The sequence below is a fragment of the Thainema salinarum CENA647 genome (assembly GCF_057732415.1).
In genome coordinates this window covers 83,425-102,864 of record NZ_JBYJZJ010000015.1, presented here as the reverse complement: position 1 = coordinate 102,864, position 19,440 = coordinate 83,425, and the positions used below count along the sequence as shown (strand labels likewise).

At 50.2% G+C, this 19,440-nt stretch carries 12 protein-coding genes and 2 pseudogenes; 10 read left to right on the top strand and 4 right to left on the bottom strand.

Translation table 11 applies throughout. The features are described 5' to 3' along the window. The first annotated feature begins 9 nt into the window (after positions 1 to 9). The 7 genes and pseudogenes from AC286M_RS02325 (at position 10) to AC286M_RS02295 (ending at position 12,404) form a co-directional block, all read left to right on the top strand. Positions 10 to 483 (top strand): hypothetical protein, encoded by a 474-nt coding sequence (locus AC286M_RS02325; protein WP_488202633.1) that lies wholly within the window; start codon positions 10 to 12, stop codon positions 481 to 483. 50 nt (positions 484 to 533) lie between these two features. Then, complete coding sequence (locus AC286M_RS02320; protein WP_488202632.1) at positions 534 to 1,277, top strand: hypothetical protein; 744 nt, start codon at positions 534 to 536, stop codon at positions 1,275 to 1,277. A 17-nt stretch (positions 1,278 to 1,294) separates the two neighbouring features. Further along, a pseudogene (locus AC286M_RS02315) lies at positions 1,295 to 5,274 on the top strand (diguanylate cyclase domain-containing protein). 138 nt (positions 5,275 to 5,412) lie between these two features. Continuing rightward, the gene (locus AC286M_RS02310) at positions 5,413 to 9,603 is read left to right on the top strand and encodes an ATP-binding protein (RefSeq protein ID WP_488202847.1); all 4,191 of its coding nucleotides are present in this window, start codon (positions 5,413 to 5,415) and stop codon (positions 9,601 to 9,603) included. A gap of 70 nt (positions 9,604 to 9,673) precedes the next feature. Then, positions 9,674 to 10,279 (top strand): hypothetical protein, encoded by a 606-nt coding sequence (locus AC286M_RS02305; RefSeq protein ID WP_488202846.1) that lies wholly within the window; start codon positions 9,674 to 9,676, stop codon positions 10,277 to 10,279. 40 nt (positions 10,280 to 10,319) lie between these two features. Next, entirely contained in the window at positions 10,320 to 11,633 is a 1,314-nt protein-coding gene (locus tag AC286M_RS02300) for an HlyD family secretion protein (RefSeq protein ID WP_488202845.1), read from the top strand. Positions 11,634 to 11,783: 150 nt separating this feature from the next. Next, the gene (locus AC286M_RS02295) at positions 11,784 to 12,404 is read left to right on the top strand and encodes a filamentous hemagglutinin N-terminal domain-containing protein (protein WP_488202844.1); all 621 of its coding nucleotides are present in this window, start codon (positions 11,784 to 11,786) and stop codon (positions 12,402 to 12,404) included. Positions 12,405 to 12,774: 370 nt separating this feature from the next. Here the strand turns inward: AC286M_RS02295 and AC286M_RS02290 are convergent, their stop codons facing one another. Next, positions 12,775 to 13,650 (bottom strand): inositol monophosphatase family protein, encoded by an 876-nt coding sequence (locus tag AC286M_RS02290; protein ID WP_488202843.1) that lies wholly within the window; start codon positions 13,648 to 13,650, stop codon positions 12,775 to 12,777. Between the two features lie 229 nt (positions 13,651 to 13,879). Between AC286M_RS02290 and AC286M_RS02285 the strand changes: the two genes are divergently transcribed. Beyond that, positions 13,880 to 14,095: a hypothetical protein gene (locus tag AC286M_RS02285; protein WP_488202842.1), complete on the top strand. Its 216-nt coding sequence runs from the start codon at positions 13,880 to 13,882 to the stop codon at positions 14,093 to 14,095. A 507-nt stretch (positions 14,096 to 14,602) separates the two neighbouring features. Here AC286M_RS02285 and AC286M_RS02280 read toward each other — a convergent pair. After that, positions 14,603 to 15,082: a hypothetical protein gene (locus AC286M_RS02280; RefSeq protein ID WP_488202841.1), complete on the bottom strand. Its 480-nt coding sequence runs from the start codon at positions 15,080 to 15,082 to the stop codon at positions 14,603 to 14,605. A 293-nt stretch (positions 15,083 to 15,375) separates the two neighbouring features. On the opposite strand from AC286M_RS02280, the pseudogene AC286M_RS02275 reads away from it, so the two are divergent. After that, a pseudogene (locus AC286M_RS02275) lies at positions 15,376 to 16,392 on the top strand (fatty acid desaturase family protein). Between the two features lie 144 nt (positions 16,393 to 16,536). Here AC286M_RS02275 and AC286M_RS02270 read toward each other — a convergent pair. Both AC286M_RS02270 and AC286M_RS02265 read right to left on the bottom strand, forming a co-directional pair. Continuing rightward, positions 16,537 to 17,586 (bottom strand): TIGR00341 family protein, encoded by a 1,050-nt coding sequence (locus AC286M_RS02270; RefSeq protein WP_488202840.1) that lies wholly within the window; start codon positions 17,584 to 17,586, stop codon positions 16,537 to 16,539. A 140-nt stretch (positions 17,587 to 17,726) separates the two neighbouring features. Then, positions 17,727 to 18,317 carry a sulfotransferase family protein gene (locus AC286M_RS02265; protein ID WP_488202839.1) on the bottom strand — a complete coding sequence of 197 codons (591 nt, stop codon included), beginning with the start codon at positions 18,315 to 18,317 and terminating at the stop codon, positions 17,727 to 17,729. A gap of 195 nt (positions 18,318 to 18,512) precedes the next feature. Here AC286M_RS02265 and AC286M_RS02260 point away from each other — a divergent pair, with 195 nt between their 5' ends. Then, complete coding sequence (locus AC286M_RS02260) at positions 18,513 to 19,352, top strand: aldo/keto reductase (RefSeq protein ID WP_488202838.1); 840 nt, start codon at positions 18,513 to 18,515, stop codon at positions 19,350 to 19,352. Positions 19,353 to 19,440 lie beyond the last annotated feature (88 nt).

The window sequence follows — 19,440 nt, the reverse complement described above, 5'->3', positions numbered from 1 at the left end:
CCAAAGCCGATGGCTCAGCAACGACGCAAGCGTGGCACAGCAGGCGATAAAACGATTTGTCTGCCCATTGCAGACGACCTTGACTACGAGGTCTTAGTAGAAGACCGGGAAGCCTTTCGCCAGTATCTCAACGAGCAGATCGCATCCCACCCGGAACTGTTTCCCGACGGGATTGAGGCAGGCTATCGCTTTCACGGATGGGTCGAGTCCTCTCGTCAACAGCTCAAGACCCGGCGGATTTTGCTGCCGAGTACCGGAGAGGCTTATCAACTGCGTCCCGATTTGGTGATGCCGTACATGAGCGAGACGGCGGAGATGGCCGACAAAGCGCTCTATTTAAGAAAGCATGGCCTGTCGTATGAGGGGATTGCCTATGTGCTGGGCCGTTCTGAGATGCACTGGTATCGGCTCTGTCAGTCGTTCGGTCGAGCCTCGATTGTGGGCAGTACCCTCAAAAGGGAAACGGCGCTCCCCCCCATCTAGTTGCCGATGAGAAGCATTGTGATTGGCACGGGCAGCGAGTCTATCTGGCAGTGACAGCGGCGCAAGGGTGCGTCCTGGGAGCCAGTCTCAGTGCCAATGCGGGTCAGGATGGATTAACCGCAGCCTATGGGGTATTCCAGCAGGAAGCTGCCCATCATGTTCCCGACTATGCGCCCGAGACGGTGACGACTGATGGTTGGGAGGCCACCCGAGCCGCTTGGGAGGAGCTATTCCCTGGCCTGGTCTGGATTCTGTGCTTCCTGCATGAGGTGATTAAAATTCGCGATGGGTGCCGCTCTAAACCAGTCCTGGGTCAGCAACTAGCCGACAAGCTTTGGCATCTGTATCGGGGCCAGAGCAAACGTCACTTTGCTCAACGGTTGCGTCGGTTGCTGGAGTGGGTGAACACCCACGCGTTGCCCCAGGCCATTGACGCTCGCTTGCGACGCCTCAACGACAAATCTCACGTCTTCCAACGCGCCTTTGACTTCCCTGACGCCTATCGCACCAGCAATCAGGTTGACCGTCCGATGAACTATCTTGACCGCATCTTGTATGCCATGCAAGATTTTCATGGATTCTGGGACTCGGCGGAACAGTCGGTGCGCTCGATGGCCTTACTCTGGAACTTCCATCCCTTTTGTCGCAAGACTCGCAAAGCAATGGGCGGGTGCTTATGCCCCTTTGAGCAACTCAACGGCTTCCGCTATCACGACAACTGGGTTCGCAATTGGCTGATTGCCTCATCGTTGAATGGCAGAAGACCATTGCTCAGGAACGCTGACACAAAATAAGTTGGAACTAGGCTGAATTGACCAATTGGAAAACTAAAATACTGGCAGCCTTGGGCCAGAATGCTCGGGTCATTCTCGATATTATTCCTGAATTAGAGCAGATTATTGGCGCTCAACCAGCGGCATCCACATTATCCGGAAGTGCTGCTCGGAATCGCTTTAACTTGTTATTTCAGCGCTTTATTCAGGTGTTTGCAGCCAAAGAGCATCCCCTGGTCATTTTCTTGGATGATCTCCAGTGGATTGATTCTGCGTCTTTACAACTCATTGAACTGCTGATTACCGCTCCTGATATCCACTATCTGCTGTTGATTGGAGCCTATCGAAATCGTGAAATTATATCAACTCATTCGCTGCAGCTTAAACTGAATAATTTACGTCAGCGAAATGCAGTCATTATGACCATTTCTCTGGCTCCGCTATCAGAAAATCATCTTAATCAGCTTATTGCCGATACCCATACCTGTTCAAGGGAGCGAGCCTTACCTCTCACCCAGCTTGTCTATCGAAAAGCCAAAGGCAATCCCTTTTTTAGCATTCAATTTCTGAAGCTACTGCATGATGAAGGCGTTATTTTTTACAACCAGCAGTGTGGACATTGGCAGTGCGATATTGCCCAGGTGCGGGCCAGAGCTTCGACTGACGACATTGTTGATTTAATGGCGCTACAGCTGCAGAAGCTTCCTGCCCAAACCCAAACATTGCTCAAATTTGCGGCCTGTATCGGTAATCAATTTGATTTAAAGACGCTGGCTATTGTGGCTCGGCAATCACTATCTGAAACGACAGCAGCATTATGGCCTGCTTTACAGGCAGAATTGATTCTGCCGACGAGTGAAGTGTATAAGTTCTATGAAAACGGCTTACTCACAACTGGCATAAAAACGATTGATTCGCTATTGGATTCATCGAGCGCACCGACGGCAGTTTATCGGTTTTTGCATGATCGAGTTCAGCAAGCGGCTTATGCTCTCATTCCAGTGGATCAAAAATCAATCATTCATCTTGATATTGGTCGCTGCTTGCTGAGCCATGCTGAAGCGAATGAGCTGGAAGAACACATTTTTGATATTGTTAACCAGATCAACAATGGTGCAGATCTGATCACTCAGCCAGAGGAGCAGGAACAACTTATACAGTTGAATGTATTGGCTGGGCAAAAAGCAAAAGCTTCCACTGCTTATGTCGCTGCAATTGAATATTTTGCAACTGGCATTCAGCTCCTACCGAGCCAGAGCTGGCAAACCCACTATTCATTAACGCTAGCGCTGTATGAACAAGCGAGTGAAGCGGCCTATCTCGCAGGTGATTTTCAGCAAATGGAGGTTTGGCAAGAGCAGCTTCTGTCGCAGACTGGGAATCTGCTGGATCGAGTAAAAGCCTATGAAGTCAAAATAGCGACTTACATTGCCCAAAATCAGTTACGAGATGCGATCGCACTTGCGCTATCGGTACTGAGTCAGCTCGATATCCACTTTCCTCAGCGGCCCACACCTGCTGACTGGGCCGAGGGCATCCAGACCATTACGCGCCACTTGGCCGGCAAACCCGTGGCTAGTGCCCTGGATTTACCGCATATGAGCGATCCCCATCGGCAAGCAGCGCTGCGGCTGCTGTTGAGTATTGATGCGCCAGCTTATCTCTGTTGTCCTGAAATTTTGCCGCTGACAATTTGTACTCAGGTAGACTTGTCCCTCACCTTTGGCAACGCACCCGGTTCGGCCAAAGCCTATGCCAACTATGGGCTGCTGCTGTGTTCGGGACTGGGCGACCTGGAGATAGGTTATCAGTTTGGCCAGGTGGCACTGCAGCTGCTTGAGAGCATTGATGCAGACGAAATCCGAGCCCGCACGTCGTTTTTGGTCAACTTCCTGGTGCGACCGTGGAAAGATGCCCTGCGTGATACTCTACCGTCTTTAAAGGACGCCTCTGCGATCGCACTTGAAACGGGCGATTTAACCCACGCTGCGATCGCGGCTGAAAAGTACTGCTATCACGCCTATTTTGCTGGCAAAACGCTGCCGACCTTAGTGCAAACCATGCAAACCTACGCTGAGCAGATGCGGCAGATCAAGCAAGATGTCGCCCTATCAACCCATCAAATTCACTGGCAGGCTGTACTCAACTTGATCGGCACAGCCGAGTATCCTACTCATTTAACTGGTCAGGTATTTGATGCCACAGCTATGCTGCCGCGTTTTCAAGACGCCAATGCCCGCACGGCGCTCTACTATCTTTATTTCAATCAGCTCATGCTGAGTTATCTGTTTAATGACTACGTTCGCGCCGTAGAACAAGCCGTATTGGCGAAACAGTATTTAGATGGTGGCAGAGGTCAGTTTATCTTTGCGCTGTTTTATTTTTATGACTCCTTAACGCAACTGGCCGTTTATTCAGACTGTTCTGTAGACCAGCAGTCTGACATTTTAGCCAGGGTTGAGGCAAACCAGGCCCAACTGCGCCACTGGGCCGATCATGCGCCGATGAATTTTCAGCACAAATACGACCTCGTTCGCGCTGAACAGGCCCGAGTGCTCAACCAAAAAGGCGAGGCGATTGAAGCCTACGATACTGCGATCGCAGGTGCGCGATCAAACCGCTATCGCCAAGAAGCCGCCCTGGCAAATGAGCTAGCGGCGAAGTTCTACCTAGCCTGGGATAAAGAAAAAATTGCCCAAAGCTATTTGCTCACTGCCTACAACGGTTACAGTCGGTGGGGCGCAAAAGCCAAAACCAATGACTTAGAACATCGCTATCCCTACCTGCTTCAGCCCGTCTTACATCCAAATCAGCCCTATTCCACCTCTGTCTCTCTTGCGGAACCGAATCAGTCTAATCAGTCTAATCAGTTTAAGGTTTCGTCCGGTTCATCAACCTATGGCAGCAGCTCCAACGCCCTGGATTTTGCGGCTATTCTCAAAACGTCCCAAATCTTATCTAGCCAAATTCGGTTTGATCAGCTCCTCTCGACGCTGCTCAGCACGGTGATCGCCAGTGCTGGAGCCAGCAAGTGCGTTTTGATGCTGCTGTGGAACCAGCGCTTGCAGGTCGAAGCCGTCATGCAGATGGAACAGCCCCCCAAAGTCCTACAGGCGATTCCCGTTGATGACAGCACGGATCTACCCATCAGCCTCATCTATCGGGTTAAGCACAATCTCCAGACCACTGTGATCAACAATGCGGCTCAAGATCCATCGCTCTTAGCCGATCCCTATATTGTTCAGCATCAGCCCAAAAGTCTGCTCTGTACCCCGATTTGGGCCCAGGGCAAGCTGATTGGCATGCTGTATTTAGAAAATCAGCAGACCGCAGGAGTCTTTACCGCTGGGCGGGTGGAAGTTCTCCAGCTTTTGTGTCGTCAAGCTGCCATTTCGCTGGAAAATGCGCGACTCTATGAGCAGTTGAGAGACTATTCTCACCAGCTGGAAATTAAAGTGGCCGAACGGACGGAGGAGCTAGAACGGGCCAATCAAGAGCTGTATCGAATGGCGATTCTGGATGGGCTAACTCAAATTGCCAACCGTCATCGCTTTGATGTGTATGTGCAGGAACAGTGGCAGTTGCTCCTGCTGGCCCGTCAACCGCTCGGCCTCATCTTGTGTGACGTTGACCATTTTAAGTATTACAACGACCAGTATGGGCATCCGGCGGGCGATGACTGTTTGAAGCGGGTTGCCCAGCTTTTAAGCCAGATCTCTCAGCGACCGAGGGATTTGGTTGCTCGCTATGGGGGGAGGAGTTCGCCATCGTTTTGCCCAATACTGATGTAGCAGGCGTGAGTTATATCGCTGAACAGATTCAATCAGAAGCGCAATATTTACAAATTCCTCACATTGCTTCACCGATTGCACCCTACATTACCCTCAGCATTGGAGGGGCCAGCCTGGTTCCTCATTCAGGCACAACTTGGGAAACACTAATTTCACAGGCCGACCAAGCACTATATAAAGCAAAAGAGACAGGACGTAACCGATACTGCATTTATGGGTATTTTTAATTAGGCAGAGTAATTTAGGGAGCTAAACGTCATAGCTCCCTGATGGTGATGCTGGTTGATTAATTGGGCACAGCTCGTGAAGTTAGCGATGATCACCTCAATACCACTATGCCAAGCGTTGCGGATAGAATAACTTCTATGGTGGAACTCCCTGGCTATCAAACTCTCGAACCGATTTACACCAGCACGAGAAGCCTGGTGTATAGAGGCCGACGCTGCTCTGATGGCCAGCTCGTCATTATCAAACTACTGCGCAATGAGTATCCCAGCTTTAGTGAACTGATCCAGTTCCGGAATCAGTACAGCATTACCCAATCGTTAAACCTGCCCCATGTTGTTCAGCCCCAGAGCCTGGAAACGTATCACAACGGATATGCTCTGGTTTTAGAGGATTATGGCGGTATTTCACTCAAGCAGTGGATGGATAACCAGCAGCAAGGCGGGCGAGCTTATATCATTCATTTGCGTGACTTTTTTGCGATCGCACTTCAGCTGTCTGAAACATTAAACGCGCTCTATCAGCATCGCATTATTCATAAAGACATCAAGCCCAGCAACATTCTGATCCATCCCGGCACCCAACATATCAAGCTAACGGACTTTAGCCTTTCCTCTCGGCTACCGCGTGAAACGCAATCGCTGCAAACGTTCAATGCCCTAGAAGGAACATTGGCTTATCTCTCGCCAGAACAAACGGGCCGCATGAATCGGGGGATTGACTATCGCACCGATCTTTATTCCCTGGGCGTAACGTTTTACGAACTGCTGACGGGCCAGCTTCCCTTCACCTCTGATGACCCAATGGAGCTGATCCACTGTCATCTGGCAAAAGCTCCTACACCGCCACACCAGCTCAATCCTGCCATTCCGCCCGTTCTGTCGGCCATTGTGCTGAAGCTAATAGCTAAAAATGCCGAAGATCGCTATCAGAGCGCATTGGGGCTGCAACATGATCTGCAACGGTGCCAACGGTATTGGCAAACCCAGGGAACGATTCCTGACTTTCCACTGGGTCAGCGGGATATCTGCGATCGCTTTTTGATTCCTGAAAAACTCTACGGTCGTGAAGCCGAAGTGGCTCAGCTACTGGCGGCCTTTGCGCGAGTGGCGGGTGTAGCGGATGATACGACCGTAGACTCAGAGGCTGAACCGGATAACGCGCGAATTCCTCAGTCTGAGCTAGTTCTGGTTGCTGGCTATTCGGGGGTGGGCAAAACAGCAGTGGTCAACGAAGTCCAGAAGCCGATTGCCCAGCAGCGGGGCTATTTCATCAAGGGCAAGTTTGACCAGTTTAATCGCAACATCCCGTTTTCTGCCTTTGTGCAGGCCTTTCGCGACTTGATGGAGCAGCTGCTGGGCGAAAGCGATGCCGCGCTGGACAGTTGGAAGACAAAGATTCTAGCGGCAGTTGGTGAAAATGGTCAGGTGATTGTGGATGTAATTCCAGAGCTGGAGCGGATGATCGGGCCACAGCCAGCCGTTGCCGATCTTTCTGGCGCAGCGGCGCAAAATCGCTTTAATCTCCTATTTCAGCAATTTATTCAAGTTTTTACAACTCCCGATCATCCGCTAGTCATCTTTTTGGACGATTTGCAGTGGGCAGATTCGGCTTCGTTAAAGCTGATGCAGCGACTGGTGGCTGAATCGGCTACAGGCTATTTACTTCTGATCGGGGCCTACCGCGACAACGAGGTCTCTGCCGCCCACCCTCTCGTATCCACCATCAACAACATCCGCCAAACTCATTTACATCCAACCACGATTCCTGTTCATACCATTACGCTCAAGCCGCTCAGCTCAACCAGTCTCAACCAGCTAATTGCCGATACGCTGCACTGTTCACTGGCCGTGGCGCAACCGTTTTCAGCATTGGTGTATCAAAAAACAACGGGCAATCCCTTTTTTAGCACCCAGTTTCTCAAGGCACTGTATGAAGACGGCTTGATTAGCTTCAATACGGCACTTGGCTATTGGCAGTGCGATCTCGCTCAAATCAAAACGCTGGCCTTGACCGATGATGTAGTCGAGTTCATGGCGCTACAGCTACAAAAACTACCGTCGCAGGCTCAAGCTACGCTCAAGCGGGCCGCCTGCATCGGCAACCAGTTTGATTTAGCAACCTTGGCAATTGTCTGTGAACAGTCCGTCCGTCAAACCGCCGTCAGTCTTTGGCAGGCGCTGCAAGAGGGGTTTATCCTGCCGCAAAATGAGGTTTACAAATTCTTTAGCGCAGATGGGAACACGGTTGATCCGGTTGAACTTGCAGAGTGCCAGGCAAAATCAGCCATTCGGGATGCGGCTACGGCGGCGGCATCCTCCACCCTCTACAAGTTTCTGCACGACCGGATTCAACAAGCGGCTTATTCTCTGATTCCAGAGACGGAACGTTCGATCGCACATTACCAGATTGGCCAACTGCTTCTGCACCGACTGTCGCCCACGGCAAAAGAAGAGCGCATTTTTGAATTGGTCAACCAGCTCAACTATGGTGTTTCGCTCATCACCGAACAGTCGCAGCGGGATGAACTGGCGCAGCTCAATCTGAGAGCAGGACGCAAGGCCAGAGCCGCAACCGCTTATGAAGCGGCCTATGCTTACGTTCAGGTTGGACTATCTGTATTAAGTGACGACACCTGGCAGCGCCAATATGAGCTAACTCTTGCGCTGTATGAACTGGCCGCTGAGGTTGCTTCGCTCAACGGTGAATTTGAACAGATGGATCGCTGGATCGAAACCATCATTCAACAGGCTAAGACGCCGCTGGATCAGGTGCCATCCTATCAGGTCAAAATTCAGTCACTCAATACCCGCAATGCCTTTACCACAGCGATAGAAACGGGATTGGCTGTTTTGCAACAATTGGGCATCAGCTTTCCTGAGCAGCCCACGCCTAACGATGTGCAACAAGCTAAACAGGACATTGAACGGCTGATCTGCGATCGCACTTCAGTCCAATATTCAACCCAATCTGCTGATCAGACAACGCCTGATTACATCGCCAGTTTAATCCCCGATCTCCTTCATCTGCCTAAAGCCACGGATGCCACAACACTCGCGATCCTACAGATTGCAGACAGCATCTCGCCTGCCTGCTACATGACGGGTTCTCCCCTCTACCCGTTGGTTGTCGCCTTGCAGGTTAAGCTTTCTATTCAGTTTGGCAACAGCCCAAGCTCTCCTGTTGGCTATGTCGGCTATGCGTTCCAGCTCTATCTGTCAGGAGAAGAAAGCGCCCAAGCGCAGCAGTTTGGCCAACTCGCCTATCAGCTTGCCCTAGATCCGGAGGCCAAATACGTTCGAGCCTCCACGTTTAATATTTTTGCAGGTTACATTCACCATCGCACTGCCCACTTAAAAGAAAGCCTTCCTATTTTTCAAGATGCCTTTCAGGCTGGATTAGACACGGGCAATCTAGAATTTATTGTTTATATTGTTCAAGTCTTTGCCCTCAATGCCTTCTGGTCGGGACAATCACTGGCTGAGCTGGCGACCCAAATTCAGAACTATCACCAGCACTTGCTGGATCTTAAACGTGATACAACCGCTAAACACTATTTCATTTACTGGGAAACAGCTCGCATTTTGTTAGGAGAATCGGAGGAAGAAATATGCCTGCGTCAAATATCGTATGAAGATACGCTCTTATCTGAAATCAAACAATCTGGCGATAGATTCCGGCTATGTATTTTTTATCTGCATCGGTTAGTGTTGAATTTTTTACTAGGAAATTTTAACCAGGCAAAACGAGATGCTGAACAAGCTCGGCAATATTTAAGTGGTTGTGCGGGCACAATTATCGAGCCAGTTTTTTATTTCTATGATTCTCTGATAATGCTAGTGGCGTTGGCTGAAGCTACACTGCCAACCGATCAACAGTGGCAGCGTTTATCTGGTAATCAGGCCCAGCTAAAGCAATGGGCGACGCATGCTCCAATGAATCACTGGCATAAATGGCAGCTGATTGAAGCTGAACGATATCGTGTACTTGAGCAGTATGAAGATGCGATTCAGGGCTATGACCAGGTTATTCAGGCTGCCAAAACGAATGGCTATATTAATGATGAAGCTTTAGCTAATGAATTAGCTGCAAAATTTTATCTAAATTGGGGAAAAGACTGCATTGCGGTTGACTATTTGCATAGTGCTTATTACAGCTATGCTCGCTGGGGAGCAAAAGCAAAAACAGATAGTCTCGAACAGCAGTATTCTCAGCTTCTTCAACCCGCATTTACACTCTTCATGGCTGATTCAACTCATTTAAATAGCCAGGTAAATATTTCTCAAAACTGCTGGAATCCTTTAGCAGATGAAATTGTAGATTCTATTTAATCCTGAAATTGCTTCAGATAGAATGAAAATAAAATGGTACTGGTTGAATGCGATCGATTAGATAGTAAATATGCTTCACCGACTATATTTTCCGACTGGACTGGCTAGCATAGCACTACTCATCAGCGCCGTTCTTGCTCCATCTGGGGTGCAGGCGCAGTTGAGCCAACAGTGTGAAACGGATGGCAGCTATGAGCCCGCTGCCGAAACCACTCGTACCGTTGAGCTACCAGATTTTGGCATTAGTATTGAGATTCCAGAAAACTACCGAGCTATGAAGCTCCAGGATGGTGCAGTCCAGATCTTGCATCCCGATGACTTTGAGTGGCTCCAGTGTATTGCTAGGGGCGGTACTGGGGCACATGGCTATTATTCTGAAACGATTGAACAGGTTGAGCCGGATCCAGCTATGAGCCTGCGCGAACAGGCAATCTGGTCAGTTGGCTATGCCACGAACCCTGATGGCAGTCGCAGCCCGGCTGTAACTGACGTAGTGCCCTATCAACATAGTGGCTTGAACGGTTACGTTGTCAGCTCAATGTCTGGTTATAGTGCCGTCTTTCTCGGTACATCACCTGATTCAGACCAACTGCTGCGCGTCTCGGCTAGCTGTGATTGTGAGGTGGAAGCAGAAGCCGTAACTGACTTACTGGCTGGGATTAAACCGCTGGACTGAGCGATAATAGTAGCCTTAGCTTAATGTTCTGACAATAGATGTGACTGTTAAACAGCCCATATCACTCCGAACCGTCACTCCCGACGAGTTCTTGCCGCCCATCTCTCGCTGGTCGAAACTGGGTGGTGTCGCCTTGCTTGGCGTCTTTGGTGGCGTTCTGACCTTTGCGGCGTTGTTCAAATACAACGTCACTGTCAAGGCTCCAGCTGTTATTCGTCCCGCCGGAGACTTGCGCGTCGTTCAAGCTGCAACCGCAGGCACCGTCACCGAAATCATTGCGCAGGCCAATCAAACTGTGCAGCAGGGCGATGCGATCGCAGTTCTCGATGACACCGCCCAACAAACCCAAAAGCGTCAGCTTGACATCACCATTGATCAACTCCAGACCCAAATTCAGCAAGCTAGCCAACAGTTAACTGCACTTGAGAATCAAATCACCGCTGAACAATCTCGGCTTGCGGGTGCGATCGCAAGTGCAGAAGCGGAACTGAAACTGGCCCAGCGGCAATATCAGGATCAAGATGCGATCTCGCAGGCCAATGTACGCGAGGCAGAAGCTGCTGTGAAGTTTGCGGAAGAGGAGCTAAATCGGTTTCGCCAATTAGCGAATACCGGTGCTGTCGCCGATCTGCAAATTGAAGAGAAAGCGGCGGCGCTGGAGACGGCTCAGGCTCGTTTGGAGCGTGCCCGCGCGGCCCTAAATCCCACTGCGGCTGAAGTTGAACAGTCACAGCAATCTGTGGCCCAAGCGATCGCAAATCGCGATGCTACTCTGGCTCAACTAGCGCAAACTCGGCAGCAAATTCAGCAGCAGCAGGCCGATCTGCAAGACCAACTGCTGAATCGCCAGCAAGACCTCCGGCAGCTGGAAACAGATTTGAGCCAAGTGATTATCCGTAGTCCGATAGATGGCATTGTGCAAACAATGGACTTACGCAACTCGCAGCAGGTCGTGCAGGTCGGCGACATTATTGGCTATATTTCACCAACTCAAACCGAGCTAGAGATCAAGGCTGCGGTCAGTCAAGCCCACATTAGCCAGGTGGAAATCGGTCAAACCGTACAGATGCGGATTGATAGCTGTCCCTATCCTGACTATGGAGTAGCTGCGGGAGTGGTAAGTGCGATCGCACCCGATGCTCACGTTCAGAACTCAGATAGGCCCGATGGCACGAGTTCGTCCACCGCCGCCGTTTACGACGTGACGATCCAACCCCAGCAGCTAACACTACATACCACCCGTCAAACCTGCACTCTGCAAGCGGGGATGCAGGGCAGAGCAGATATCATCACTCGGCAAGAGACGATGCTGCGACTGATCTTCCGCAAATTACGGTTATTCATCGATCAGTAGCTGGAAGTCCCCAGCTCATAACCAGCACAACAGAACGAGTAGTGTTTAAGTATTTATACTTCGGTTGATTTTTTTAGCGATTTAGGCCCAGACACAGCTTGCAGCATCTGTTGAGTATTAGTCTTAAAGTGGTTATTCCACTGTTGGACTATGGCACATCCGTCCTCTCGCTACATTTGGCGACTGCTGCCAGTACTTGCGCTTCACGGCTGGCTTAGTCTCCTCACACCTGCTGTATTGGCTCAAATCACACCTGACAATACGCTGGGTGCCGAGTCATCCCGTGTCAGAACGGTGAATAACCGTCGCGATGTCATTGAGGGAGGAGCTGTTCGCGGCGCTCATTTATTCCATAGTTTTGATGCATTTAATGTGGGGCAGGATCGAGCAGCTTATTTTGCGAACCCGGCTGGCACGCTGAATATTTTCTCACGGGTGACGGGTAACAGCAGCTCGAACATTTTGGGCACTCTGGGGGTAGAAGGAACTGCTAATCTCTATCTGCTCAATCCTAACGGCATTGTATTTGGCCCGAATGCCCAGTTGGATGTCGCAGGTTCATTTGTGGCGAGTACAGCCAATCGACTCGTGTTTGACGATGGGCAGTTCTTCAGCGCGGTGGCTCCCAATCTTCCCCCACTGCTGCAAATCAACGTGACACCAGGATTGCAGTACAGCAATAACTTATCAGCCACGATGCTCAACGCATCAAGCTTTTTACAGTCACTTGTCAGTAGGGTTGTGAAATATAGCGGTTCGAGATCAAAATAAGAGAGGAGAGTGCCTCATCATGAGGCACTCTCCTCTCTTATTTTCTCACTCTTAACTGGAATCACGATAAGATTTGGAATCCGCAGTCCGGTTAAACCCCGATGATTGATTGGTGTGAAAGGTTGGCCCAAGCCAACTTTTCACACCAATCAGTGGTTCTTATACACGGATTTGAATAAGTCTCGCTACCCGTCAAATGCCATCAAGAGTACCCATGACGGGTCTGTTGATTTGGTAGTTTTCCTCACATAATGAAGGCAGCTAAATTTAGCGGCTCCCATTTGCAGGTTGTAAATGGAGTTTGAAGTGGGTATTTTGTTGGCGCACACGGCAGCAAAATACCCCTTCTTGTTTTGGCGCGGCTATGTGATTAGAACGCTGCTGCTCTAGACTGCACAACTTGTAATAGATCCCGGTGAATCTCGGGAGAGGCGGCAATCAGTAGGCCGGGGCGCTGATATTGATTGCTTGTGCAGAGCGGTGGTGGTGCGCTGCCGTCCCAGGTGGTGACGATTCCTCCAGCTTCCTGGGCCAAAAATGCGATCGCAGCACTGTCAATAAACTTACCGTTTTCAAGTACCGAGCCACAGAGCTGACCGCTCAGAATGTCGGTATGGTTTGGAATTTGCTGCTCAGCTGAGTAATCAACGGACAGACATAGCGCCTGATAGCGGTCAGAGAGGGCCGTATAGATATCGGATTCCATATCGCGAGTGAGATAAACGCTGTTGCTGGTGGTGCTGAGATGAAACGGTAGACAATCTTCCAGCGCATCAGCAAACGTGCCGCGATAGGCTCCCTCGCCTCGGAATGCGTAGTAGTAAATGTCTTGGGCTGGAAAAAGTGCGATCGCGGCTTCATATTCATCCCGATTCAGAATGGTCAAAATCACACAGTAGTTGGCATGACCATCTAGATAAAACCGAGTGCCGTCAATCGGATCGAGTGTGATCAGGTAATCATCTGGCTCGCCCAGTGTAATAGCCCGAAAATATTTGGTGTTGTAGGATTTCTCGTACTCTTCGCCAAAGAAGCGCACGTCCGGAAACGTCCCTAACAGCGCCACTTCGATCATGGTTTGCACGGATAGATCGGCATCGCTGAGGGCAGCGGCAAAGATATTGTCGTAGTCTTTACTCGGTTGCGCCCTAATGTGGGGCTGGATCTGCTGAGCATAGCGAGCGGCTAGCTTCAATGTGGGCAGAAGGGTTGCAAGAATCTCGCGGGGAGTCGGCTGTTGAGACATGGTTAGCGCTGACGCTATCAAACGTAATAAAGAGTTCAAGCTATCTTTAGCGTAAATCGGCCATTATCGCCATCCCCCCCAAAGCATTTTGTGTGATCTGTGTCTCCGATTTAGGCCACAATCGGTCACGCATCTTGCCAAAATCTATCACGCCTCGAAACCTGTGGCGGTCACGGAGAAAACCATCTCAGCCATCGATACTAATAGTATCGAGTTTCACCGTTTTGTCATGGCTGCTTCCCTCGTTCTCCCCGGCGCAATTGCTGAACTGTTTGCTCAAGCGACCCAATCGGGTCAGCTCACTCAAGCCGATCGCTACGGCATTGCAGCCGCGCTATTATCCGGCGACCTGAGTGAGGAAGAGCAGAGTTCAATTAATCGTCTACTGCGAGCTGTCAAGCGGCAGCGAATCATGCTCAGCCAAGAGCTATCGGTTGTGCTGTAAAGGACGCAGTTCCTGAAATTCGTCATCTCATCTCCTCAACTGATCTGGACTCAACCGCAAGGTTGAGTCTTTTTTGTCCCAAATCTGGAGAATGCCATGTAGGGGGAAATGGCTATTTGCCCTTCAGGTAGGGTTACGCCAATGTCCTTAGTTGTGTATATCTGAACCCATCGACATTGGGTAGGGGCGAATGCCGTTTAGGTGAGACATTAGGGTAAGACTCACATCTTGCACCAAAACCCAGAAGGGTTGTTTTGCCGCCGCGATGCTGCGGCAAAACAACCTCTTCGGGTTCTCAAAGTGCAAAGTGCAAGATATGAGTAAGACAAATATCATTTAGGAAGGCGGATTTAATAAGGTGAAATCTTTGAGGTAGGGACACGGCATTGCCGTGTCCCTACAGATGAAACGGTTTACAGGTTATTTAATCCACAATCCTTAGGTAAGGGCGAATGCCATTTAGGTAAGGGCGAATGCCATTTAGATAAGGGCGAATGCCATTCGCCCCTACTGGGAAATGCGGAAGAATATGATTGGAGGACGGCCAAGCGGTTCTCCGGTTTCAGGATCGAGAAAGGTTTCGGTTAGCGTTTGGGTCGCTGCGTCGTAGGTGTAGCGCACGCTAAACGAGCGATCGCCGCTCTCGGCTGTCTCTCCTGCCTGACAGTCTAACTCCAGTGTTCCTTGTAGTGACTCTTGCTCGACCTGCACTCTGGAAATGCCCACTGCTGGATCGCCATAGCCACAAGGGCCGTGCCAGGTGTCGCGACCAATCACCTTAAAGCCTGAGCCATCCGGTACGATGGAGCGGATCGAGTGGCCACCATCGACTTCGTCTACGCCTTGCCACAGACCGATGTAGATTTCCGCTGGTGTAAGGTGTTCCTGGGCTGACAGGGACTCACAGCCCAGCAGCGCTGTAGCCGTGGTGACGACACCGACCAAACCTGCGATCGCACTCTTGGCAATATTGACTGTATTATTCACAAGTTCTATTCTCCTTATCCTGATCCATCCTGATCCAATGTGAAATTATCTTTCTGGTAGGGCTGCAAGATATACGTCGCGCAACATTTCATTAGGTCGCCGGATTCATTTGCATACAATAGATTTACTCATATCTTGTATAGCGGTAGTTGGCTGATATGGAATGCAAGATGGGAGATTACATCAAGTCTGTTTATCAGAAGCCAATTTATTTTTTGTGAAACGTTTGCTCCGCAAACATTTCACAAAAAATAAACTATGGGTTTTCAACCAGATTTGGAGATTAACCAGATATGGCGGGGTGCGCAATCGGAGTGATATGCGATCGCAACTGGAGGTTAACTACAATGTCGGACTCGTTGACTCAAGACCTGATAGCCGTAACGAAAGATTTACATCAGGTCAATGCGTGGATTGGACTGTTGAGATTTGTCGTGCTGGGTGGCAGCTTTCTGGCGCTAGTGAGCTTGGCTTGGGGCGCTGAAACTGCGATCTCATTTGTTGTCTGGACAGTTTTGGCCGGAATTCTATACACGTTCTGGCTAATTTGCACCCACGATGCGGTTCACCATACCCTGAGCGGCTGGGCTTGGTTCGATGAGCTGTCCTCGCGCCTGATTTCTTGGCCGATGCTGTGGCCGTTTGGCGTCTATAGCGAACTACACCGTCTGCACCATAGCTGGAATGGCCGCAATCTGCGCGATCCAGAGCGAGTGCAGTGGACAGTGCAGGAATATGAGCAAGCCCATCCGCTGCTGCGCTGGTATGTTCGCCATCAGTGGCGTGTGGATATCTTCATCGCTAGCGGTATCGGCATGATTTTGAAAACGCTCTATAAAGGCGTTGTCCTGCGAACAGCGACACCGCGACTATCTTGGCAGCTGATCATGGATGGCGGCGGCATTGTAGTGATGCAGGGCTGCTTAATTGCGTTTGTCCTCGCCAGTGGCCACAGTCTACTGGAGTACCTGCTGTTTTAGTTTATTCTGGAGCGTACGATCGGTATTGGCATTCAGATGCGCGATCACCTGGAGCATTATGGTCTTTGGGGAAACCACGGCAAGTACCAAACTACCCAACTTTACACCTGTCGCAATCTGCATGTTTTACCAGGCATTGGTTGGTTAGTTGGGGGACTGCATTATCATTCAGTGCATCATGCCTTTCCGGGTATTCCGTTTAACCAGTTACCGGAAGCCTTTCAGCGAATTCAGGCGGTGCTGCAACAGCATCAAATGCCGCTGATGATGGTTGATGCCGGCTACCTGCGGACGTCGTGGCAACTGAGCCAAAATCCATCATTAATATAGGGATCTGAATCTTGCATTGAGTGCACCCAAATTCATATCGATTTACTTGTAAAAGCTGTTTTCTATAGGTGGATTTCGTATTAGAAAGTGTGTATGAGATCGCACCTAATCACTACTTCTTTAGCTTGTGGTGAATTCAATCCATTAGAACATTGGCACCCGATCTAATCGGGTAAGACATATCACACCAACTAAGCCCATTAACAGCACAAGCCAAATCCCATAGGCCATCTGCGTGACCTGCTTGGCTTTGGGCACTTCTTTCCACTGTCGGGGGCGTAGATCCTGCACCAGAAAGGTGGTGACAGCCGCTAGGTTGAGGCAAATTAAATTAGTTGTTACCAGTAAAGCAGAGCTGATTGCCTCTGCCCAAAAGCCTGCTCCCAAGAGCAATCCCAGCACTACCAAGGGCGGCAGCAACGCCACCGATACCATGACGCCGACAATGCTGCTGCGTTCTTCAGTCGTCAGCGCGATCGCACCTGCCATCCCCGACGCAAAAGCCAAGATTCCATCTGACCAACCGACGTGAATGCGGCTGGCAATTTCGGATGAGCTGAGGTCTACGGGCACCGCTAAACCGATGCCTACCGCGAAGATCAGCGCCAGCAAAACGCCTACCATGCCTGTTAGAACGGTACGAATGGCCAGTGAGGTGTCGCCCAGCGTCGTGGCAACGGCCAGCGCCATATTCGGCTTTAACAGCGGTGCAATCACCATTGCGCCAATCACCACCGCTTGGTTGTCGCGCAGAATACCAATAGTTGCGATCGCAGTTGAAAGCAGCACCATCGCTAGTTGTGACCAAGAGAGTTCAGCACTGCCTGCCACTCGGTCATAAATTTCTGCTCGGTAAATCCGCGATTCTTTAGGATTGAGCTTGGTTTCAACGTCGGATGAGACTTCTTCCTGAACGGATTCTTGTACCGATTTTGAGTCGTTATTGGCTTCATATGGCAACGAAGCTTCTACCTCTAACAGCAGTAGCCGAAACCCTTCCACGCCGTCAAACTGCTGGTCGAACTGGTCAATAATCGCCTCAGTTTTAGTTGCATCAATAAAAATTCTTACCCATAGCTGCTGTTGCGACAGTGCTTCGTACCAGGCTTCAGCCGCTTCGTGATCTGCCAAAAGTGTTTCAACTTTTGCCCGTTCTGCTTCTGGCAGAAACACCTCTATCAAGCGTGAACTCATAATTGTTGTTTACATTCCACTGTTTACGTTCCACTATTGTCTTTCTCCTGATCTCCTAATCTTGGCTCAAGAATCCAGGATGATGGTAATGACGCATTGCGTCTGCGTCTGGGGTCAGAATTTCGTTGCCTAATGCGATTTTAGGTACGCTTCAGAAAATCTGCTGTCGAATTAACGTGAGGGAACGGTTCATTGGGTATGTCTACGCCGAGTGCTTGACAGATGGGTTCCCAGCCATCGCTTGCTTGCCATTTGAGCAGCCGATTACCCAAGTCTGCATCAAGAACCTGCTCATTGTGCCGATGAAACGCAGCGATGCAGGCATCTGGATCATTGAGATTGAGGGTGAATCGTTTGTCCAATAGCGTATACATCATCTCGTACCACTGGCCTTCCGTTTCCTGTAGTTTTGGGAAGATAGTCGAGCTAGCACTTTTCCACCACGATTCTGGCGTTCGGTACGACCAGATGATTAGCGCATCTGGATAGGCGTCACTCAGCTCTGGCCAAAACGAAGCAGAAGGCCAATCCACTGTAGCGGCATAGCCGTCAAAAATCACTGACCAATCCACCGTCTCGCCTAGTGCTGCTGCATGCCAAAGTGGGACGTGCTCTGGATGGCCAAACACCTCAATCATGTGATAGCAAGGCTCACCGAGTAAGCGCTCCAGTGCTAGCTTGAGCGAATTCGTACCTGTGCGACCCAGACCTGCGCCAATTACCTTTGGCATCTATCTAACTCCTCCCAATCCTCCCGACAGTGCTCTCATCATCTTATCCGAGGCTCTTTCGCTAGCCCTCTGCCTTTGGGCTTTGGTGCAAGACGAGAATCATCGATAGTCGTGTCCATAGAAAGATGCGATCGCAGATTTTCTATCGTTAGCATCGACAGACGGCCACCTAGAGAACATGAAACGGAGAACACTATGACGCTTGAGGCACATGGACTAATTCCCCTACTGGGACTTGGAACCTACCAGTTAGAAGGCAATACGGCCAGTGAAATTGTGCAACATGCTCTAGCAGTAGGCTATCGACATATCGATACTGCTCAAGCGTATGGCAATGAAGCTGCGGTTGGTCACGCGGTTCGGGCATCTGGTCTGCCCCGTGCCCATGTGTTCTTAACCACGAAGATCTGGCCCGATCGCTTTAGCAAAACTGAGTTGCCCCGATCTGTAGACGAGAGTTTAGCCAAGCTAGACACCGAGTACGTAGACCTGCTGCTGCTCCACTGGCCCAGCCGCACCGTGCCTCTAGCGGAAACGCTGAATGTATTAATGGCGGTGCAGCAGTCCGGCAAAGCTCGCTACATTGGCGTGAGCAACTTTACGATTGATCTGATGCAGCAGGCTGCCGAAATCTGCGGTGAAGGTACGCTGATTACAAACCAGATTGAGTATCACCCCTATCTCAACCAGGAACAAGTCATTCAAGCTGCTCGCCGTTTAGGCATGGAAATCACGGCCTATCGACCCATTGCTAAGGGCCAAGTGCTGCATGATGACACCATTTTAGAGATCGCACAGCAGCATCAGAAGTCGGCAACTCAAGTGACGCTACGCTGGATTATGCAGCAGGGTATCGTTGCCATTCCCCGCTCTAGTAATCCTCAGCATGTTGCTGAAAACTTTGATCTGTTTGACTTTGAGCTTTCTCCTCAAGAGATGCAGGCCATCAGCAAGTTGAGAGGCGATCAGCGTTTGGTTGATCCGGAGGGACTAGCACCCGATTGGGATAATCCTCAACCCCTGGTGAGTAAATAAGTTACATGGCAATCTTACGTTGATTATGAACAGGCCGTCCCAGCGGGGCGGCCTGTTCATAATTGACTCAATTTATCAGCTATTTAAT

Excerpts from the sequence above, each read along its gene's own strand:
- AC286M_RS02295 (WP_488202844.1), top strand. The coding sequence starts at position 11,784 with ATGGCACATCCGTCCTCTCGCTACATTTGGCGACTGCTGCCAGTACTT.
- AC286M_RS02285 (WP_488202842.1), top strand. The coding sequence starts at position 13,880 with ATGGCTGCTTCCCTCGTTCTCCCCGGCGCAATTGCTGAACTGTTTGCT.
- AC286M_RS02260 (WP_488202838.1), top strand. The coding sequence starts at position 18,513 with ATGACGCTTGAGGCACATGGACTAATTCCCCTACTGGGACTTGGAACC.
- AC286M_RS02265 (WP_488202839.1), bottom strand. The coding sequence starts at position 18,317 with ATGCCAAAGGTAATTGGCGCAGGTCTGGGTCGCACAGGTACGAATTCG.
- AC286M_RS02310 (WP_488202847.1), top strand. The coding sequence starts at position 5,413 with ATGGTGGAACTCCCTGGCTATCAAACTCTCGAACCGATTTACACCAGC.
- AC286M_RS02270 (WP_488202840.1), bottom strand. The coding sequence starts at position 17,586 with ATGAGTTCACGCTTGATAGAGGTGTTTCTGCCAGAAGCAGAACGGGCA.
- AC286M_RS02290 (WP_488202843.1), bottom strand. The coding sequence starts at position 13,650 with ATGTCTCAACAGCCGACTCCCCGCGAGATTCTTGCAACCCTTCTGCCC.
- AC286M_RS02325 (WP_488202633.1), top strand. The coding sequence starts at position 10 with ATGGCTCAGCAACGACGCAAGCGTGGCACAGCAGGCGATAAAACGATT.
- AC286M_RS02305 (WP_488202846.1), top strand. The coding sequence starts at position 9,674 with ATGCTTCACCGACTATATTTTCCGACTGGACTGGCTAGCATAGCACTA.